This is a genomic window from Aeromonas sp. AE23HZ002T15 (assembly GCF_054165525.2).
Genome location: NZ_CM201342.1, coordinates 406,878 through 424,709 on the forward strand (window position 1 = coordinate 406,878; position 17,832 = coordinate 424,709).

Below are 17,832 nucleotides of genomic sequence, written 5' to 3' on the forward strand. Positions count from 1 at the left end.
TAATACCGTCCCCTTGGGATAAGAAGACATCGCCAACCCGCAGGCAGATACGAAGATGAGGAGTGGGTTCCCCTATTTACGGCGAGGCAACACCGCCGACTATTCTCAATCTCTCGATCCAGACATTCCACTGTGCCCCTCAAGTTCAGTGCTGGAGGAGACTCGAGCTTAATAACGCCATTTCCTTATGACCTGGCCTAAACATCATCATGGCTCCGCCAATATATTCAAGACTAAAAAACAACCTATAAATACATCGATAATTTCGATCAATACTCTATTTATCTTCATGGTGAACCATGATGACAATCAGATATTGACCTGCATCATCTCCCGATTATTATTTCTCACAATCCCCGTTTGTTTCAAATCAAACAGGATTTATAAAACACCAATAAACACCTGTTCAGCTCACAAAAACAAATAGCCGTTCATATCTCTGATTGCGAAATAGAGGATCAAATAATAATGTCCCTCTCGCTTGGCGCCAGCATAACAATGACAATCATATTCCGATGGGAGCTTTAATATGGGCAGGTATATTATCTCGGCACTCTTTCTGGCAAGTTCCACCCTGGCATATGCGCAGACGGAGGGGAGCATCAATGGCCTGGACTTCGGTCCCCTCGCCCCCCTGGCCGGCACCTGGAAGAGCGCCGAAACCGGCGGCGTCGACGTGGCCCCCGGGCAGGAGGGCAGCAAGAGCGGCAAAGGGGGGCCAGCAGTCGAACCCTTCTATGAAGTGATCACCTTCGAGCCGGCCGCCGATGCCAAGAATGCCAGCGAGCAGTATCTGGTGGCCATGTATTACAAGCAGGAGGTGTTCAGGAAGAGCGATAACGGCAAGTTCCACGATCAGCGGGGTTATCTCATCTACGACAAGCAGAATCAGGTGGTGTACAACACCTACTGCATTCCCCGCGCGGTCTGCGTGGTGACCGAGGGCAAGGCGGGCAACAAGATTGAGTTCAAGACCGGCAAGCGAGGCATTTCGGAAAGCAGCTATATGACGGCCAACGACACCACCACCGACTTCACCATGTCCCTGGATTTTTCCGAGAAGGATCGGCTCAGATATAGCCAGACCACCAGCCTGCATGTGTATGGCAAACCCTTTGCCCACACCGACAGCGGCGCCCTGATCAGAATGAACTAAGAGACCCCAAAACCAGAAGACCAAGGGCCAGTGCCCTTGGTTTTTCTATGGCGCGAACAATGCCAACCCATCACAAGAGAGAGCCAGCCAGGGTCACCCCTTCGGATGGCTCATGGAGGTTGAGCATATTGGAATACCAGAGCGTCAATATCACATCCATCTGGTTATTGTGCTTCACTGGCGCGGCCACCTTGCAATCCGACATCACCTCCAGCCAGAGATCCTCCGGGCTGATGGGTTTGCTGATATCCTTGCCCGCGAGAATGCCGAGTGCACTGACCACATATTTCCGGGTCTTGGTCGCGGCCGAATAGGGAATGGGCATGACACAGGCGATGACCCCCAGGCTGCACAAGGTCAGAAAGGTAACCTTGGGATTATTTTTAAATCGCCGCACGGCCGAACAATCCCCGAACGCTTCATAGATAGCCATATCCCATGCGGCGGCATGAGGATGGTTATATTGCACCATGATATGCACGGCCCTCAGTGCGGCCCCACCATATTTGCCATAAATGATCATCGCTACCTCCCGTTTTTATCATGATATGGCAAGATAACGGGAAGCTTACCCATTAATTATCTATCGACCCCATCGCATTACTCTATTGTTGAGTGATGTGTCCTTAAATAAAAATGGAAATTGATCTGCCGCAATATTCATTTAAATTTTACTCCGTACAGTTCTATTTATTTGGCATTCACGGAACAAATGCTTTCGGCAACTCCAGATCATTCTGGTCTGCCTCTGCGGGTGGTTCGGTTTTGTCAGCTGAAGCTCGCCGGGTTGATCCCTGGCATAAAAAAACGCCCTCACGAGAGGGCGTTTTCGATGATTCGATATCCTTGCTATCAGGCTTCGCGGGAGAGCTGAGCGGCTTCCTGCTGGGCTTCCTCTTCGGCCATGCAGGCGGCTGCGGTGAACAGCACGTCGGTGGAGCTGTTGAGGGCCGTCTCGGCGGAATCTTGCAGAACCCCGATGATGAAGCCCACGGCGACGACCTGCATGGCGATGTCGTTGCCGATGCCAAACAGGCTGCACGCCAGCGGGATCAGCAGCAGGGAGCCGCCGGCCACACCTGAGGCGCCGCAGGCGCTGATGGTGGCGACCACGGAGAGCAGAATGGCCGTGGCCAGATCCACTTCCATCCCCAGGGTGTGTACCGCCGCCATGGAGAGCACGGTGATGGTGATGGCGGCACCGGCCATGTTGATGGTGGCCCCGAGCGGGATGGAGACCGCATAGGTGTCCTCCGGCAGACGCAGCTTCTCGGCCAACGCCATGTTGACCGGGATGTTGGCGGCGGAGCTGCGGGTGAAGAAGGCGGTCACACCGCTCTCTTTCAGGCAGGTCAGTACCAGCGGATAGGGGTTGCGCTTGATCTTCCAGAACACGATGAGGGGGTTGACCACGAAGGCGATGAACAGCATGCAGCCGATCAGCACCATCAGCAGTTGGGCATAACCAAACAGGGCATCGAAGCCGGTCTCGGCCAGGGTGGAGGCGACCAGACCCAGGATGCCGAGCGGCGCGCAGCGGATCACCGCCTTGACGATGGCGGAGACCCCGTGGGAGAGATCGGTGATCAGCGCCTTGGTGCTCTCATTGGCATGACGCATGGCGATGCCAAGGCCGATGGCCCAGGCCAGAATGCCGATGTAGTTGGCATCCATCAGCGCCTTCACCGGGTTGGTGACCACGTTGAACAGCAGGGTCTGCAGCACTTCGGTGATGCCACCCGGCGGGGTGATCTCGGCGCTGCTCGCCACCAGATGCAGGTTGGAGGGGAACAGGAAGCTGGCCACGACCGCCACGGCCGCCGCCAGGAAGGTCCCCAGCAGGTAGAGCAGCAGGATCGGCTTCATGTTGGTCTTTTGACCCTGCTTGTGACCGATGATCGCCGCCATGACCAGCACGAAGACCAGCAGCGGGGCGACCGCCTTCAGGGCGCCGACGAACAGGCTGCCGAGCAGACCCGCCGCCTTTGCCCATTCCGGCATGAACATGGCGAGGAAGATACCGAGTACCAGACCGACCAGGATCTGGCTAACCAGACTGGTGCTGTTGACCAGTCTTATGAGGGGGTGTTGTTGTGTCATCAAATAGTCCCTGTGCACCCTTGGGCGCTTGAATCATGAGTCCTGTTTGCAATCTCCCGCACGCCGCCACATAGGCGTTGTCTGTCTTGGCAGGTCTTCTCCTGGACCTGTCCGGTACGCGCGGGACTGCGGCAAGGAATATCCCATCTGCCATCGTTTTTTTCCACATAATCACTGAAAAATATCAGGGTTACCTCACAAAAAACCTGCAACAAAGCGATAACACAATATCAAAGTCGGTCAAAATAGCGTCACTCCAGTCCCTTCATCGGCTCGCCACCCCTCAAGAGTGCTATGATGCCGCTCTTTGTCTGTGCTGGAGCCTTGCCATGATCCCCTCTCTGTTGACCCGTCATTTCGGCTTCGATCGGTTAAGACCCGGTCAGGAGGCGGTGATCAGCCGCCTGCTGGCCGGTAAGAGTGCGGCCGCCATCTTCCCGACCGGTGCCGGCAAGTCCCTCTGCTATCAGCTGCCCGCCCTCGCCCTGCCCCACCTGACCCTGGTGATCTCGCCCCTCATCGCCCTGATGCACGATCAACTCGCCTTCCTGCAGGGCAAGGGCATTGCCGCCGCCAGCCTGGACTCCAGCCTGACGGCGGAAGAGAGCCGGCGGGTGATGCAGCAGGCCAGCGACGGCCGGCTCAAGATCCTGATGATCTCGGTGGAGCGCCTCAAGAACGAGCGCTTTCGCCGCTTTATCGCCGGGGTACCGATCTCCCTGCTGGTAGTGGACGAGGCGCACTGCATCTCGGAGTGGGGTCACAACTTTCGCCCAGACTATCTGAAGCTGCCGGATCATCGCCGCGAGCTCGCCATCCCCCAGGTGCTGCTGCTCACCGCCACCGCCACCCCGGCGGTCATGGCGGACATGCAGGCCAAGTTCGACATCCATAAAGAAGATCTGGTGGTCACCGGCTTCTATCGCCCCAACCTGGATCTCGCCGTCGTTCCCCTGCCCGCCGAGGCCCGCGATGGCTGGCTGGTTTCCGAGATCCTGGGTGAGCCCGAGGCCCCCACCATCGTCTATGTCACCCTGCAACACAGGGCGCAGCAATGTGCCGAACTCCTGCAACGGGCAGGCGTCCGGGCCTGTGCCTATCACGCGGGGCTGGATAGCGATCTGCGCAGCCAGATCCAGCGCGACTTCATGGCGGGCAAGCTGGACTGCATCGTCGCCACCATCGCCTTCGGCATGGGCATCGACAAGGCCGATATCCGCCGGGTCATTCATTACGATCTGCCCAAATCCATCGAGAACTACAGCCAGGAGATTGGCCGGGCCGGCCGCGATGGCCTACCCTCCCGCTGCCTCGTGCTGGCCAATCGCGCCCAGTTGCCGGTGCTGGAGAACTTCGTCTATGGGGATACCCCGGACAGAGCCGCCATATTGACGCTGCTCGGGACAGTGCGGCAAAGCGGCGCCGACTGGGAGTTCAGTCTGCTGCGCCTCTCCAACGACACCAACATTCGCCAGCTCCCCCTCAAGACCCTGCTGGTCTATCTGGAGATGGAGGGCGTCATCGCGCCCGCCTACAGCTATTTCGCCGAATATCGTTTCAAGTTCGTGCTGGAAAAAGCGGAGATCCTGAGCCGTTTCAATCCCGATCGCCGCCAGTTCCTGGAGCAGCTGTTTGCCTGCGCTCCCCAGGCGCGCAGCTGGTGCACCATGGACTTCGAGGCGCTCTGGCAGGGGTATCAGGGGGAGAGGCACAGAGCGGCGGCGGCCCTGGACTATCTGCAGCAGCAGGGCTGGATCGAGCTCGAGAGCAAGCAGATGACCGAGGTCTATCGGGTATTGCGCCAGGATCTTGTCATCGAGCCGCTGGCCGATCGGCTGCACACCCTGTTCGCACAGAAGGAGCAGGGCGAGCTGGCCAGGTTGCAGGCCCTGCTGACGTTCTTCACCTCCAGCCGTTGCCTGAGCCAGGCGCTGGCAAGTTACTTTGCCGACGAGCAGGCCCCCGAGCATTGCGGGCACTGCTCCGTCTGTCGGGGAGAGATTGCCAGCCTGCCAGCGCTGCCCGGTCCGCCCCTGCCCAACGAGCACGGCTTGCGCGCCTGGTGCGATCCCCTGGTCGCGCTCGGCAAGAGCCAGGATCCCCGGGTGTTGACCCGCTTCCTGTGCGGCATCGCCACCCCGCTGACCACCCGCGTCAAGGCAAAGAGCCTGGCGGGTTTTGGCCAGTTGGCGGCCCATCCCTTCGCCGAGGTGCTGGCGGCGGTGTCTCGCGCCTACCCCCCTATTTCCTAACTGTTTTTGCCGGACGCCGAAAAAATAAGACCCTCGCGGATGCGAGGGTCAAGCCAACGGAAACGTGCTTAAACAGAGCTTAGTATCTGCACAATCACCCACTCTCTTGCTAAAGCGATGACTGCTCGACACAGGGCCAATCTAGTGCAGCCAGAATGTAGCGTCAATGTAAAAATTAGAGCTTAAACACCAAACAAGCTGCATTACGTTAACGTAAACGAAATGCGTTTTTACTGCCATCATCCCCTCTCCCCTTGCCCCGTCTGGCCTCCGCTTTCCTCAGGCCAGCGGGCCCCGTTTTCTGCTCCTGCCATATAAATATTTATTTTTTATGTCTTTGACATTTGCCTCACTGTCATGGCAGAAATAATTTAACAGTCAGTAACATACAAAGATCACTGGCTGCTTCTTCCCACATCAGGAACGGGAAGCTTCCTTGTAAACTTAAACCAATGATGTTGATGGATTACTGGGGGCTGTTGACTAGGCTTAAGAGGTAAACAGAACAAAAGTAGTGATCCACTCTTTTCAGGGTAAGCGACTAAATCGAGGGCTAATTTATGGGCATCTTCGAGCACTATCAACAGCGGTATGAGAAAGCCAGAGAGGAGGAGTACAGCATCCAGGAGTTCCTGGATATGTGCAAACAGGACAAGTCCTGCTACGCCTCCGCCGCCGAGCGGCTGCTGGTTGCCATCGGCGAGCCGGAAATGATCGACACCTCGGTCAATCCGCGCCTCAGCCGCCTGTTTTCCAATCGCGTCGTCGCACGCTATCCCGCCTTCAAAGACTTCTACGGTATGGAAGAGGCCATCGAGCAGATCGTCTCCTACCTCAAGCACTCCGCCCAGGGGCTGGAAGAGAAGAAACAGATCCTCTACCTGCTCGGCCCCGTCGGTGGCGGCAAGTCGTCCCTGGCCGAGAAGCTCAAGTCCCTGATGCAAAAGGTGCCCATCTACCGGATCAAGGGTTCCCCGGTCAACGATCACCCCTTCTGTCTGTTCGACATCGAGGAAGATGGCGAGATCCTGGAAAAAGAGTACGGCATCCCGCGCCGTTACCTACGCCCCATCATGTCTCCCTGGGTCGCCAAGCGACTGCACGAGTTTGGCGGGGACATCACCAAGTTCAAGGTGGAGAAGGTCAACCCCTCCATTCTCGATCAGATTGCCATCGCCAAGACGGAGCCCGGCGATGACAACAACCAGGATATCTCCTCCCTGGTGGGCAAGGTCGATATCCGCATGTTGGAGCACTACGCCCAGGATGATGCCGATGCTTACTCCTACTCGGGGGCGCTGTGCAAGGCGAACCAGGGGATGATGGAGTTCGTGGAGATGTTCAAGGCCCCCATCAAGGTGCTGCACCCCCTGCTGACGGCCACCCAGGAGGGCAACTACAACGGTACCGAGGGCCTCTCCGCCCTGCCCTTCGACGGCATACTGCTGGCTCACTCCAACGAGTCGGAATGGCAGCAGTTCCGCAACAACAAGAACAACGAAGCCTTCCTCGACCGGGTCTATATCGTCAAGGTGCCCTACTGCCTGCGCGTCTCGGAAGAAGTGAAGATCTACGAGAAGCTGCTGTTCAACAGCGAACTGACCGATGCCAAGTGCGCCCCGGGGACCCTGGAGCTGCTGGGCCAATTCTCGGTGCTGTCACGGCTGAAAGAGCCGGAGAACTCCAGCCTCTACTCCAAGATGCGGGTCTATGACGGCGAGAGCCTGAAAGACACGGATCCCAAGGCCAAGAGCTATCAGGAGTACCGCGACTACGCCGGCGTGGACGAGGGCATGAACGGTCTCTCTACCCGCTTCGCGTTCAAGATCCTCTCCCGGGTGTTCAACTTCGATCACGCCGAGGTGGCGGCCAACCCGGTCCACCTCTTCTACGTGCTGGAGCAGCAGATAGAGCGCGAACAGTTCCCGCAGGAGTTGCACGATCGCTACCTCGAGTTCATCAAGGGCTACCTGACCCCGCGCTACGTGGAGTTTATCGGCAAGGAGATCCAGACCGCCTACCTCGAGTCCTACTCGGAGTACGGGCAGAACATCTTCGATCGCTACGTCACCTACGCCGACTTCTGGATCCAGGATCAGGAGTACCGTGACCCGGAAACCGGCCAGCTGTTCGACAGGGCATCCCTCAACAGCGAGCTGGAGAAGATCGAAAAACCGGCGGGGATCAGCAATCCGAAGGATTTCCGCAACGAGATCGTCAACTTCGTGCTGCGTGCCAGGGCCAACAATGCGGGTCGCAACCCCAATTGGACCAGCTACGAGAAGCTGCGCACCGTGATCGAGAAGAAGATGTTCTCCAACACTGAGGAGTTGCTGCCGGTTATCTCCTTCAACAGCAAGACCTCTGCCGAGGAGCAGAAGAAGCACGATAACTTTGTGGAGCGGATGATGGAGAAGGGCTACACCCGCAAACAGGTGCGGCTGCTCTCCGAATGGTATCTCAGGGTACGCAAGTCATCCTGACCCTGCCGTGGTTCAAGGGGGAGTTATGGCGCATTTTATCGACCGCAGGCTCAACGGCAAAAACAAAAGCGCTGTCAATCGGCAGCGCTTCATCCGCCGCTACAAGAAGCAGATCAAACAAGCGGTCTCGGATGCTGTCTCCAAGCGCAGCATTCAGGACGTGGACAAGGGCGAGAGCATCAGCATTCCGACCAAGGACATCGGCGAGCCCCACTTCCATCAAGGTCAGGGTGGCAAACGGGAGATGGTGCACCCTGGCAACGATCAATTCGTCTCCGGCGACAAGATTGACCGTCCCAAGGGAGGGGGGAGTGGTCAGGGCGGTGGCGAGGGCCAGGCCTCGGATCAGGGGGAAGGCGCCGATGACTTCGTGTTCCAGATCTCCAAGGATGAGTATCTGGATCTGCTGTTCGAAGATCTGGAATTGCCTCGCCTGCAGAAGACCCAGCTCAACCAGCTGATGGAGATGAAGACCTACCGGGCGGGTTACACCTCCAACGGGGTGCCCGCCAATATCAACGTGGTCCGTTCGCTGCAAAACTCCCTGGCTCGCCGCATGGCCTTGCAGGCGGGCAAGAAGCGCCTGCTGCGCGAGCTGGAGGAGCGGCTCGCCCTGCTCGCCGGTGAGCCCAACGATCACTTCGCCGAGATGGCGCAGCTCGAGAAGGAGATCCGTGAGCTCAAGCGGCGCATCGAAGCCGTCCCCTTCATCGACACCTTCGATCTCAAGTTCAACAACTTCGTCAAGCGGCCCGTGCCGTCCAGCCAGGCGGTGATGTTCTGCCTGATGGACGTGTCCGGCTCCATGGATCAGGCCACCAAGGAGATGGCCAAACGCTTCTATATCCTGCTCTACCTGTTCCTGAGCCGTACCTACAAGAACGTGGAGGTGGTCTACATTCGCCACCACACCCAGGCCAAGGAGGTGGACGAACACGAATTCTTCTACTCCCAGGAAACCGGCGGCACCATAGTCTCCAGCGCCCTCAAGATGATGAACGACATCATCAACGAGCGTTACCCCGCCAATCAGTGGAACATCTATGCGGCGCAGGCCTCCGATGGGGACAACTGGGCGGACGATTCCCCCCAGTGCCGGGAGATCCTACTGCGCGACATCATGCCACGGGTGCGTTACTACTCCTACATCGAGATCACTACCCGCGCCCACCAGACCCTGTGGCACGAATATGAGTCGGTGGCCGAGCAATTCCCCCACTTCGCGATGGAACACATTCGCAAGGTAGAGGACATCTATCCGGTATTCCGGGAGTTGTTCAAGAAGCAGGCGGCTTGAGGGAGCACATATGGTAGAAACTGCGAGAAAAATAGCCCCCCTGGACGATGGTCCTGACTGGAACTTCGATCTGCTGGAGACCTATCACCAGGAGATAGCCCGGGTGGCCAAGTTTTACCGACTGGATACCTACCCCAACCAGATCGAGGTGATCACCGCCGAACAGATGATGGATGCCTACTCCAGCGTGGGCATGCCCATCGGCTACCAGCACTGGTCCTTTGGCAAGCGCTTCATCCACACCGAGCGCAACTACAAACGCGGCCAGATGGGGCTGGCCTACGAGATCGTCATCAACTCGGATCCCTGCATCGCCTACCTGATGGAGGAAAACACCATGCCCATGCAGGCCCTGGTGATGGCCCACGCCTGCTATGGCCACAACTCTTTCTTCAAGAACAACTATCTGTTCAAGGCCTGGAGCGATGCCTCCTCCATCATCGACTACCTGCTGTTCGCCAAGAACTACATCACGGAGTGCGAGGAGAAACACGGCATCGATGCGGTCGAGCGGCTGCTCGACTCCTGCCATGCCCTGATGAACTTCGGGGTGGATCGCTACAAGCGGCCCCAGAAGATCTCCCTGGCCGAGGAGAAACGGCGCCAGAAGGCACGGGAAGATTACCTGCAGTCCCAGGTCAACGAACTGTGGCGCACCCTGCCCAAGCAGCACAAGGCCTCAGGGGTCGAAGACAGGCGCTACCCACCCGAACCTCAGGAGAACATCCTCTACTTCATCGAGAAGAACGCCCCGCTGCTGGAACCCTGGCAGCGTGAAATCGTGCGGATAGTGCGCAAGATCAGTCAGTATTTCTACCCGCAGAAGCAGACCCAGGTGATGAACGAGGGCTGGGCCACCTTCTGGCATTACACCATCCTCAACCACCTCTATGACGAGGGGAAGATCAGCGACCGCTTCATGATAGAGGTGCTGCACAGCCACACCAACGTGGTCTATCAACCCCCCTACAACAGTCGCTACTACTCCGGTATCAACCCCTATGCCCTGGGGTTCGCCATGTTCACCGATCTGCGGCGCATCTGCGAACACCCGACCGAGGAGGACAGATACTGGTTCCCCGACTATGCCGGCACCAACTGGGTCGACACCCTGCACTTCGCCATGCAGAACTTCAAGGACGAGAGCTTCATCAGTCAGTTCCTGAGCCCCAAGGTGATGCGGGACATGAAGCTGTTTGCCATCGATGACGATGACCTCAAGAACTACCTCAAGGTCTCGGCCATCCACAACGAGGAGGGTTATCGCTTGGTGCGCAATACCCTCTCGGCACAATACAACCTGAGCAACCTGGAACCCAACATTCAGGTCTACAACGTGGCGGTCAAGGGGGACAGATCCCTGACCCTGCGCTATGTGCCCCACAACCGCATTCCGCTGGGTGAGTCTCGCCACGAGGTCCTCAAGCATCTGCATCAGCTGTGGGGATTCGACGTGGTGCTGGAGCAGGACAACGGCGAGCTGCCCGCCGATATCATAGGGCGCTGCCCGGATCGCAAGACGGTGGCCTGACAGATAAATTACAGCCATAAAAAAACGCGCCATATGGCGCGTTTTTTCTTTTGATACAATCAGTTATCGCACAGGTTGCTCGGCATATCCTGGCGCAGACGGGTCCACAACTTGCCGGACTCGATACCGTACTGGCGCACCGTCATGAACACGGCTTCGTGATTCTTGGTCTCGGCCAGGCCCAGCAATACCTTGTAATAGGCGTCAGCCGTCTCGCGAGCCTGCTTATCGGAGAAGTAGTAACGTCCGACCCGGCTATACAAGCCTTTGAAACCATTGAGGATCAAGGCATAGATAGGGTTGCCGGAGGCAAAGGAGAGCTGGTGGTGCAGGCGGTAATCGAACTCGGCATAGGCCTCGGCCGTGTTCTCGACCTCGGCGGCCCCCCGCAGGATCTCCGCCGCCTGTTCCGGGTTATTGCGGATGGCGCCACGGATGAAGATGGTGCAGATGTTGGTGCGGGCCGACAGCAGCTGGGCCACCAGATCCGGTACCTTGTCCTGATCGAGGCGTGCCAGGGTTTCCAGGATGTTGAGGCCAGAGGTCTCCCAGAAATTGTTGACCTTGGTCGGTTTGCCATGCTGGATGGTGAGCCAGCCATCACGGGCAAGACGCTGCAGCACTTCGCGCAAGGTGGTGCGAGTCACGCCAATCAACTCGGACAGTTCACGCTCCGCCGGCAGAATGGATCCAGGAGGAAAGCGATTGTTCCAGATGGACTCGATGATGTATTCCTCGGCAAACCCAGCGGGGCTTTGCGCTTTTATGACCATGTAGTGACTCTGTTGTAGTACGTAAAAAGGCTCACGAATAATAGCAAAGCCGACCATGCTGGCAAGCAGAAGGTCAGTCCTCTGCTCACATAAACCCGAACTTTTTGTTAAAAAGATGTTTCTTGCTATTCAATTGGCATCCGTCAGCCCCCTGCCCTCGCCCCACGATGAGAAAGCGTTGCCAATGGCTTGACGCCGCCGCGCCCACCCCCACGCACCCGCTCCGACATCGGCCTTGAAGGTGACCACTGGCGTTCTATGCGCAGCTATCCTCATTGTTTCGAAAAACGAGACAGTGTTGAGGATGAGAGGCGGATTATCCGCCAGGTCTGGTGCGATACCATGGCCTCTCGCTTACACATCGAAGGAAGCCAGAGCGATGAAGCCCGGTCACGTCTCTCACTGGCAACCTGGCAGATCAAGCTGGCTCCCGTCGGTCCATCGTCATGGCAACTGGGAGAGAGCAAGGTGAGAGCCGTGCCGCCTTTCGGCTCGGTTACGACAAGCACGAGCTTATACGCCCATTTATTAGCCAGCTTGATGGATGCTGCAGTCGACGGCTCTCTTGCTCACTAATGGATGGAGGGATGGCAGGACTCTTGTCAGGAAGAACAGGAGAGCCTCAGGGGGGCAGACATGGATTGATGGGTTTCCCATCATGTCCCGAGTGGCCATTTCGGCATGAGAGTGTCAACCAACACCCCATCAGGGCGATAAATGCTCATCGCGTCTGGGCAAGCACCGCAGCGTTATTTATAGTTAGCGCTCCCTTGATTAAAATCATGTGCAATCAATTTGATAAAGGTGAATATCCGGATGTTCGGGCCGATTTGGCTCGACTGCACAGACGCAGATATCAACAACAGAACAGAGAACAACCATTATGCCAATCAGCCTAGGGCACGCTTTTGCAAGGAACTTTTTGGGCAATGCCCCTAAATGGTACAAAATTGCCATCGTCTTGTTTTTGCTGATCAATCCGATCGTCTTCCACGTTGATCCCTTCCTGGCTGGCTGGCTGCTGGTCGTCGAATTCATCTTCACCCTGGCCATGGCGCTCAAGTGCTATCCGCTGCAACCCGGCGGCCTGCTGGCCATCGAAGCCGTGCTCATCGGCATGACCTCCGCCGATCAGATCAAACATGAACTGGTCGCCAACATCGAAGTGCTGCTGCTGCTGGTGTTCATGGTGGCGGGCATCTACTTCATGAAGCAGCTACTGCTCTATGTCTTCACCAAGATGCTGGTGCGCATCCACTCCAAGACCCTGCTCTCCCTCGCGTTCTGCCTGGTCTCCGCCTTCCTGTCCGCCTTCCTCGATGCGCTGACCGTGATCGCCGTGGTGATCAGCGTCGCCACCGGCTTCTACGCCATCTATCACAAGGTGGCCTCTCAGGAGGAGTCAGGCAATCTGCACGATGACGATGAGGGCATCGATGAGCTGACCCGCCAGCACCTGAACGAGTTTCGCGCCTTCCTGCGCAGCCTGATGATGCATGCCGCCATCGGCACCGCGCTCGGGGGCGTCTGCACCCTGGTGGGCGAGCCCCAGAACCTCATCATCGGCGAGCAGGCTGGCTGGCACTTCGGTGAATTTGCCATCCGCATGGCACCTGTGACCATACCCGTGTTCATCTGTGGCCTGCTGACTTGCGTGCTGGTAGAGAAGTTCCGCTGGTTTGGCTATGGCACCAGGCTGCCCGAGCCGGTGCGCCGCATCATGGAGGAGTACGAGCGGGACGAAGACGCACAGCGCTCCCCCCAAGAGAAGGCCAAGCTCATCGTCCAGGCGCTGATCGCCCTCTGGCTCATCACCGGGCTGGCGCTGCACCTGGCGGCCGTGGGTCTCATCGGCCTGACCGTCATCGTCCTCGCCACCTCCTTCACCGGTATCACGGAGGAGCATGCCCTCGGCAAGGCCTTCCACGAGGCGCTGCCCTTCACCGCCCTGCTCACCGTCTTCTTCAGCGTGGTGGCGGTGATCATCGATCAGCAGCTGTTCAAGCCGGTGATCCAGTGGGTACTGGCCGCCAAGCCCGAGGATCAGCTCGCCCTCTTCTATATCGCCAATGGCCTGCTCTCCATGGTGAGCGACAACGTCTTCGTCGGCACCGTCTACATCAACGAGGTGAAGACAGCCCTGCTCAACGGCGCCATCAGCCGCGAGCACTTCGATCTGCTGGCGGTGGCCATCAACACGGGGACCAACCTGCCCTCGGTCGCCACCCCCAACGGCCAGGCCGCCTTCCTGTTCATGCTGACCTCGGCGCTGGCCCCCCTGCTGCGTCTCTCCTACGGTCGCATGGTGTGGATGGCGCTGCCCTACACCCTGGTACTGGGGCTGGTGGGCTTCTTCGCGGTGGAGCAACTGCTTGCCCCCGCCACCGAATGGTTTTACCAGGCGGGCTGGCTGATACAGGGAGCGGATATACCCACCCTGCTGCCTGCGGCACATTGATGATGGAAGGGCCCACGAGGGCCCTTTTCTTTTGGATCCGGCTCTGCTCTAATTCAGCCACTATTTTCTCTGTGAGATCAATCAGATGATCGAATTTCTTCGCCGTATTGCCAGCCATCGGCTGGCGTGGGGACTGCTGGCCGCCTCTGCCCTGTTCCTCGAGTTATGCGCCCTCTTCTTCCAGCACGGGCTGGGGTTGCATCCCTGCGTCATGTGCATCTATGAGCGGATCGCTATCTTCGGCGTGCTCGCGGCCGGCCTGCTCGGCATGGTCTCCCCCCAGAGGTGGTACCTGCGTTGGAGCGCCCTGCTGCTGTGGGGTTACAGCGCCTTCTGGGGCCTGCAACTGGCGCTCAAACATGTGGACTACCAGCTGAACCCCTCCCCCTTCAACGTGTGCGAAGGCTTCGTGGACTTCCCGAGCTGGGCACCGCTGGATCAGTGGATCCCCTGGCTGTTCTTCCCGGACGGAGACTGCAGCGAGATCACCTGGCAGTTCCTCAGCTTCTCCATGCCCCAGTGGCTGATCGCCATCTTCGCCGCTTACCTGCTGGTCTTCGTGGTGGTGGCCGTCGGCAACCTGGTCAAGGGCCGTTGCTGCAACTGAGTCAGGCAGGCAATAAAACACAAAGAAGAGGGAGCCACTGGCTCCCTCTTCTTTTGATTGCACTATGTTGATCGCGCTATGCGTTCACGAGGCACTCTTGCCCGCACCACGTCTGGCTTTCACCATGCCGATGACCATGGGCAGCAGGGACACCCCTATGATGCCGAAGATCAGCAGGGTGAAGTTCTGGCGTACCACAGGCAGGTTGCCGAAGAAGTGGCCGGCATAGACGAAGGAGAGCACCCACAAGAGCCCCCCCACCAGGTTGAAGGCCAGGAAGCGCGGATAGGTCATGGCCCCCATCCCCGCCACGAAGGGGGCGAAGGTGCGCACTATGGGCAGGAAGCGGGTGATGATGATGGTCTTGCCCCCATGCTTGGCATAGAAGGCATGGGTCTTCACCAGATAGTCCCGGCGGAAGATCTTGGAATCCGGGTTGCGGAACAGCTGCTCCCCGAAGAAGTGACCTATGGTGTAGTTCACCACGTTGCCAAGCACGGCGGCGACGATGAGCTCGGCGGCCAGGGTGTGCACGTCAAGCGCACTGCCCACGGTGAGGGCACCGGCGGCAAACAGCAGGGAATCCCCAGGCAGGAAGGGAGTCACTACCAGGCCGGTTTCACAGAAGATGATGAGAAACAGGATGGCGTATACCCAGACACCATAGTTTTCAAACAGCTCTTTCAGATGCACGTCGACGTGCAGAATAAAGTCAATCGCAAACAGGATCAGATCCATTTTTTCTTACTCATGAAGTGAACGGCGTGGAGTCTACGCCAATGCCTTGAGCGCCACAATCCGCAACTGGGGGCACTCAACCATGGCATGGCGGGCTGATGGCGAGCCATCGCAAGGAGAAGGATACGAGGCGCTTACTCCAGGGCATCCAGCCCCTTCCTGACCTCGGTGGGCAGGCAGGATTCCCAGCCCCAGATCAGCACCAGCAGCAGGCTGATGTCATCGAGCCAACCCAGCAGCGGCACCACATCCGGGATGAGATCCACCGGGCTGATGCCGTAGAGCAGGATGAGGATCACCAGCCCCTTGGCCCACCAGGGGGTGGCAGGATGGCGAAAGCCGAAGTAGAGGCGGCGCAGACGCCGCCAGATAAGCCAGCGCTTGCCGCTCAACTCTCGATCAACTCGCTGCGCAACCGCTGGATCTGATCCCGCATGGCGGCCGCCTGCTCGAACTCCAGATCCCGGGCGTGCTGGAACATCTGCTCTTCCATCCGTTTGATCTCCTTGGCGATCTCGCTGGCGGAGCGGGCATGGTACTCCCCTTGCGGCTCGGCGGCCTTGCGAGCGCCCTTGGCCGGTTTGCCCGCCGAGCGGCTGCCCCCCATGTCCATCACATCCCCCACCGACTTGTTGAGGCCCTTGGGCGTGATGCCATGTTCGAGGTTATGGGCATGCTGCAGGGCGCGGCGTCGCTCCGTCTCCTCGATGGCCACCTTCATGGAGTTGGTGATGGTGTCTCCATAAAGGATGACCTTGCCATTGAGGTTACGGGCCGCCCGGCCTATGGTCTGGATGAGGGAGCGGGTGGAGCGCAGGAAGCCCTCCTTGTCTGCGTCCAAAATGGCCACCAGGGAGACTTCCGGCATGTCCAGCCCTTCCCGCAGCAGGTTGATACCCACCAGCACGTCGAACTTGCCGAGACGCAGGTCGCGGATGATCTCCACCCGCTCGACGGTGTCGATGTCCGAGTGCAGGTAGCGCACCCGCACGTCGTGATCCGCCAGGTATTCGGTCAAGTCCTCCGCCATCCGCTTGGTGAGGGTGGTGACCAGCACCCGCTCCTCTGCCGCAACCCGCAGCCGGATCTCGGAGAGCAGATCGTCCACCTGGGTGGTCACCGGGCGCACCTCGATTTCGGGATCCAGTAAGCCGGTGGGGCGCACCACCTGTTGCACCACGTCCCCACCGGATTTCTCCAGCTCGTAGGGGCCGGGGGTCGCCGAGACGAACACAGTCTGCGGCATCAGGGCCTCGAACTCGTCGAACTTCAGCGGCCGGTTGTCCAGTGCCGAGGGGAGCCGGAAGCCGTACTCCACCAGGGTCTCCTTGCGGGAGCGGTCGCCCTTGAACATGGCACCGATCTGGGGCACGGTCACGTGGGACTCGTCGATGATGAGCAGGCCATCCCCCGGCAGGTAGTCGAACAGGGTGGGAGGCGGCTCGCCGGGGGCGCGCCCGGACAGGTAGCGACTGTAGTTCTCGATGCCGGAGCAGTAGCCGAGCTCCTGCATCATCTCGATGTCGAACTGGGTGCGCTGGCTGATCCGCTGCTCCTCCACCAGCTTGTTCAGGCTCATCAACTGCTCGCGGCGCCCCTTGAGCTCCTCCTTGATGTGATCGATGGCCCCGAGTATGGTTTCGCGCGGCGTGGCATAGTGGGTCTTGGGATAGATGGTATAGCGCACCACAGTCTGCTCGATGGCACCGGTCAGGGGATCGAACTGGGAGAGGCGCTCCACCTCCTCGTCAAACAGCTCCACCCGCAGGGCCAGCTTGTCCGACTCGGCGGGATAGATGTCGATCACCTCCCCCCGCACCCTGAAGGTACCGCGACTGAACGCCACGTCGTTGCGGGTGTATTGCAGCTCGGCGAGACGGCGCAGGATGTCCCGCTGGTTGATGACGTCCCCCACCTTGAGGTGCAGCATCATGCTGAGGTAGGCCTGGGGATCTCCCAGACCATAGATGGCCGAGACGGAGGCGACGATCACCACGTCTCGCCGCTCCAGCAGCGCCTTGGTGGCCGACAGCCGCATCTGCTCGATGTGATCGTTGATGGAGGCGTCCTTCTCGATGAAGGTGTCCGTGGTCGGTACATAGGCTTCCGGCTGGTAGTAGTCGTAGTAGGAGACGAAATACTCCACCGCGTTGTCGGGGAAGAACTCCTTCATCTCCCCGTAGAGCTGGGCGGCCAGGGTCTTGTTCGGCGCCAGTATCATGGTGGGCCGGTTGAGGGTGGCGATCACGTTGGCCATGGTGAAGGTCTTGCCCGAGCCCGTGACCCCGAGCAGAGTCTGGTGGGCGAGGCCGGACTCGATGCCATCGAGCAGACGGGCGATCGCCGCGGGCTGATCCCCCGCCGGTTGAAACTGGCTGGCCAACTGAAATAACTTGCTCATCACGACTCCCGGCAAAAACAGCAAGAAAGAAGTGTA

13 protein-coding genes are annotated in these 17,832 nt (G+C 58.7%); 7 read left to right on the forward strand and 6 right to left on the reverse strand.

What is annotated here, in order from left to right; genetic code table 11:
- Window positions 1–529 precede the first annotated feature (529 nt).
- Complete coding sequence (locus ACT5M9_RS01790) at window positions 530–1,156, forward strand: heme-binding beta-barrel domain-containing protein (protein ID WP_457978383.1); 627 nt, start codon at window positions 530–532, stop codon at window positions 1,154–1,156.
- A gap of 70 nt (window positions 1,157–1,226) precedes the next feature.
- On the opposite strand, the gene ACT5M9_RS01795 is transcribed toward ACT5M9_RS01790, so the two are convergent.
- Window positions 1,227–1,679 (reverse strand): DUF6979 family protein, encoded by a 453-nt coding sequence (locus ACT5M9_RS01795; protein WP_457978381.1) that lies wholly within the window; start codon window positions 1,677–1,679, stop codon window positions 1,227–1,229.
- A 329-nt stretch (window positions 1,680–2,008) separates the two neighbouring features.
- The gene (sstT, locus tag ACT5M9_RS01800) at window positions 2,009–3,256 is read right to left on the reverse strand and encodes a serine/threonine transporter SstT (RefSeq protein ID WP_457978379.1); all 1,248 of its coding nucleotides are present in this window, start codon (window positions 3,254–3,256) and stop codon (window positions 2,009–2,011) included.
- Window positions 3,257–3,585: 329 nt separating this feature from the next.
- On the opposite strand from sstT, the gene ACT5M9_RS01805 reads away from it, so the two are divergent.
- The 4 genes from ACT5M9_RS01805 to ACT5M9_RS01820 all read left to right on the forward strand — a co-directional run bounded on the left by ACT5M9_RS01805 (window position 3,586) and on the right by ACT5M9_RS01820 (window position 10,819).
- Window positions 3,586–5,508 carry a RecQ family ATP-dependent DNA helicase gene (locus ACT5M9_RS01805; RefSeq protein WP_457978378.1) on the forward strand — a complete coding sequence of 641 codons (1,923 nt, stop codon included), beginning with the start codon at window positions 3,586–3,588 and terminating at the stop codon, window positions 5,506–5,508.
- 560 nt (window positions 5,509–6,068) lie between these two features.
- Entirely contained in the window at window positions 6,069–7,991 is a 1,923-nt protein-coding gene (locus ACT5M9_RS01810; protein WP_171276248.1) for a PrkA family serine protein kinase, read from the forward strand.
- Window positions 7,992–8,016: 25 nt separating this feature from the next.
- Window positions 8,017–9,288 carry a YeaH/YhbH family protein gene (locus ACT5M9_RS01815; protein ID WP_457978376.1) on the forward strand — a complete coding sequence of 424 codons (1,272 nt, stop codon included), beginning with the start codon at window positions 8,017–8,019 and terminating at the stop codon, window positions 9,286–9,288.
- A gap of 10 nt (window positions 9,289–9,298) precedes the next feature.
- Window positions 9,299–10,819, forward strand: a complete 1,521-nt coding sequence (locus ACT5M9_RS01820; protein ID WP_457978375.1) for a SpoVR family protein — start codon at window positions 9,299–9,301, stop codon at window positions 10,817–10,819.
- A gap of 59 nt (window positions 10,820–10,878) precedes the next feature.
- Here the strand turns inward: ACT5M9_RS01820 and fadR are convergent, their stop codons facing one another.
- Window positions 10,879–11,592 carry a fatty acid metabolism transcriptional regulator FadR gene (gene fadR / locus ACT5M9_RS01825; RefSeq protein WP_438548309.1) on the reverse strand — a complete coding sequence of 238 codons (714 nt, stop codon included), beginning with the start codon at window positions 11,590–11,592 and terminating at the stop codon, window positions 10,879–10,881.
- An 883-nt stretch (window positions 11,593–12,475) separates the two neighbouring features.
- Between fadR and nhaB the strand changes: the two genes are divergently transcribed.
- Complete coding sequence (gene nhaB / locus ACT5M9_RS01830) at window positions 12,476–14,050, forward strand: sodium/proton antiporter NhaB (protein ID WP_457978373.1); 1,575 nt, start codon at window positions 12,476–12,478, stop codon at window positions 14,048–14,050.
- Between the two features lie 85 nt (window positions 14,051–14,135).
- Window positions 14,136–14,657, forward strand: a complete 522-nt coding sequence (gene dsbB / locus ACT5M9_RS01835) for a disulfide bond formation protein DsbB (protein WP_457978372.1) — start codon at window positions 14,136–14,138, stop codon at window positions 14,655–14,657.
- 84 nt (window positions 14,658–14,741) lie between these two features.
- Here dsbB and ACT5M9_RS01840 read toward each other — a convergent pair whose 3' ends face one another.
- From ACT5M9_RS01840 to uvrB, 3 genes are all read right to left on the reverse strand, one after another.
- A complete protein-coding gene (locus ACT5M9_RS01840; protein WP_457978370.1) occupies window positions 14,742–15,395 on the reverse strand; it encodes a DedA family protein in 654 nt (217 codons plus the stop codon).
- A gap of 134 nt (window positions 15,396–15,529) precedes the next feature.
- Complete coding sequence (locus ACT5M9_RS01845) at window positions 15,530–15,787, reverse strand: YkvA family protein (RefSeq protein ID WP_438548313.1); 258 nt, start codon at window positions 15,785–15,787, stop codon at window positions 15,530–15,532.
- The gene (uvrB, locus tag ACT5M9_RS01850; protein ID WP_457978369.1) at window positions 15,784–17,796 is read right to left on the reverse strand and encodes an excinuclease ABC subunit UvrB; all 2,013 of its coding nucleotides are present in this window, start codon (window positions 17,794–17,796) and stop codon (window positions 15,784–15,786) included. The genes ACT5M9_RS01845 and uvrB overlap by 4 nt, the downstream gene beginning before the upstream one ends.
- Window positions 17,797–17,832 lie beyond the last annotated feature (36 nt).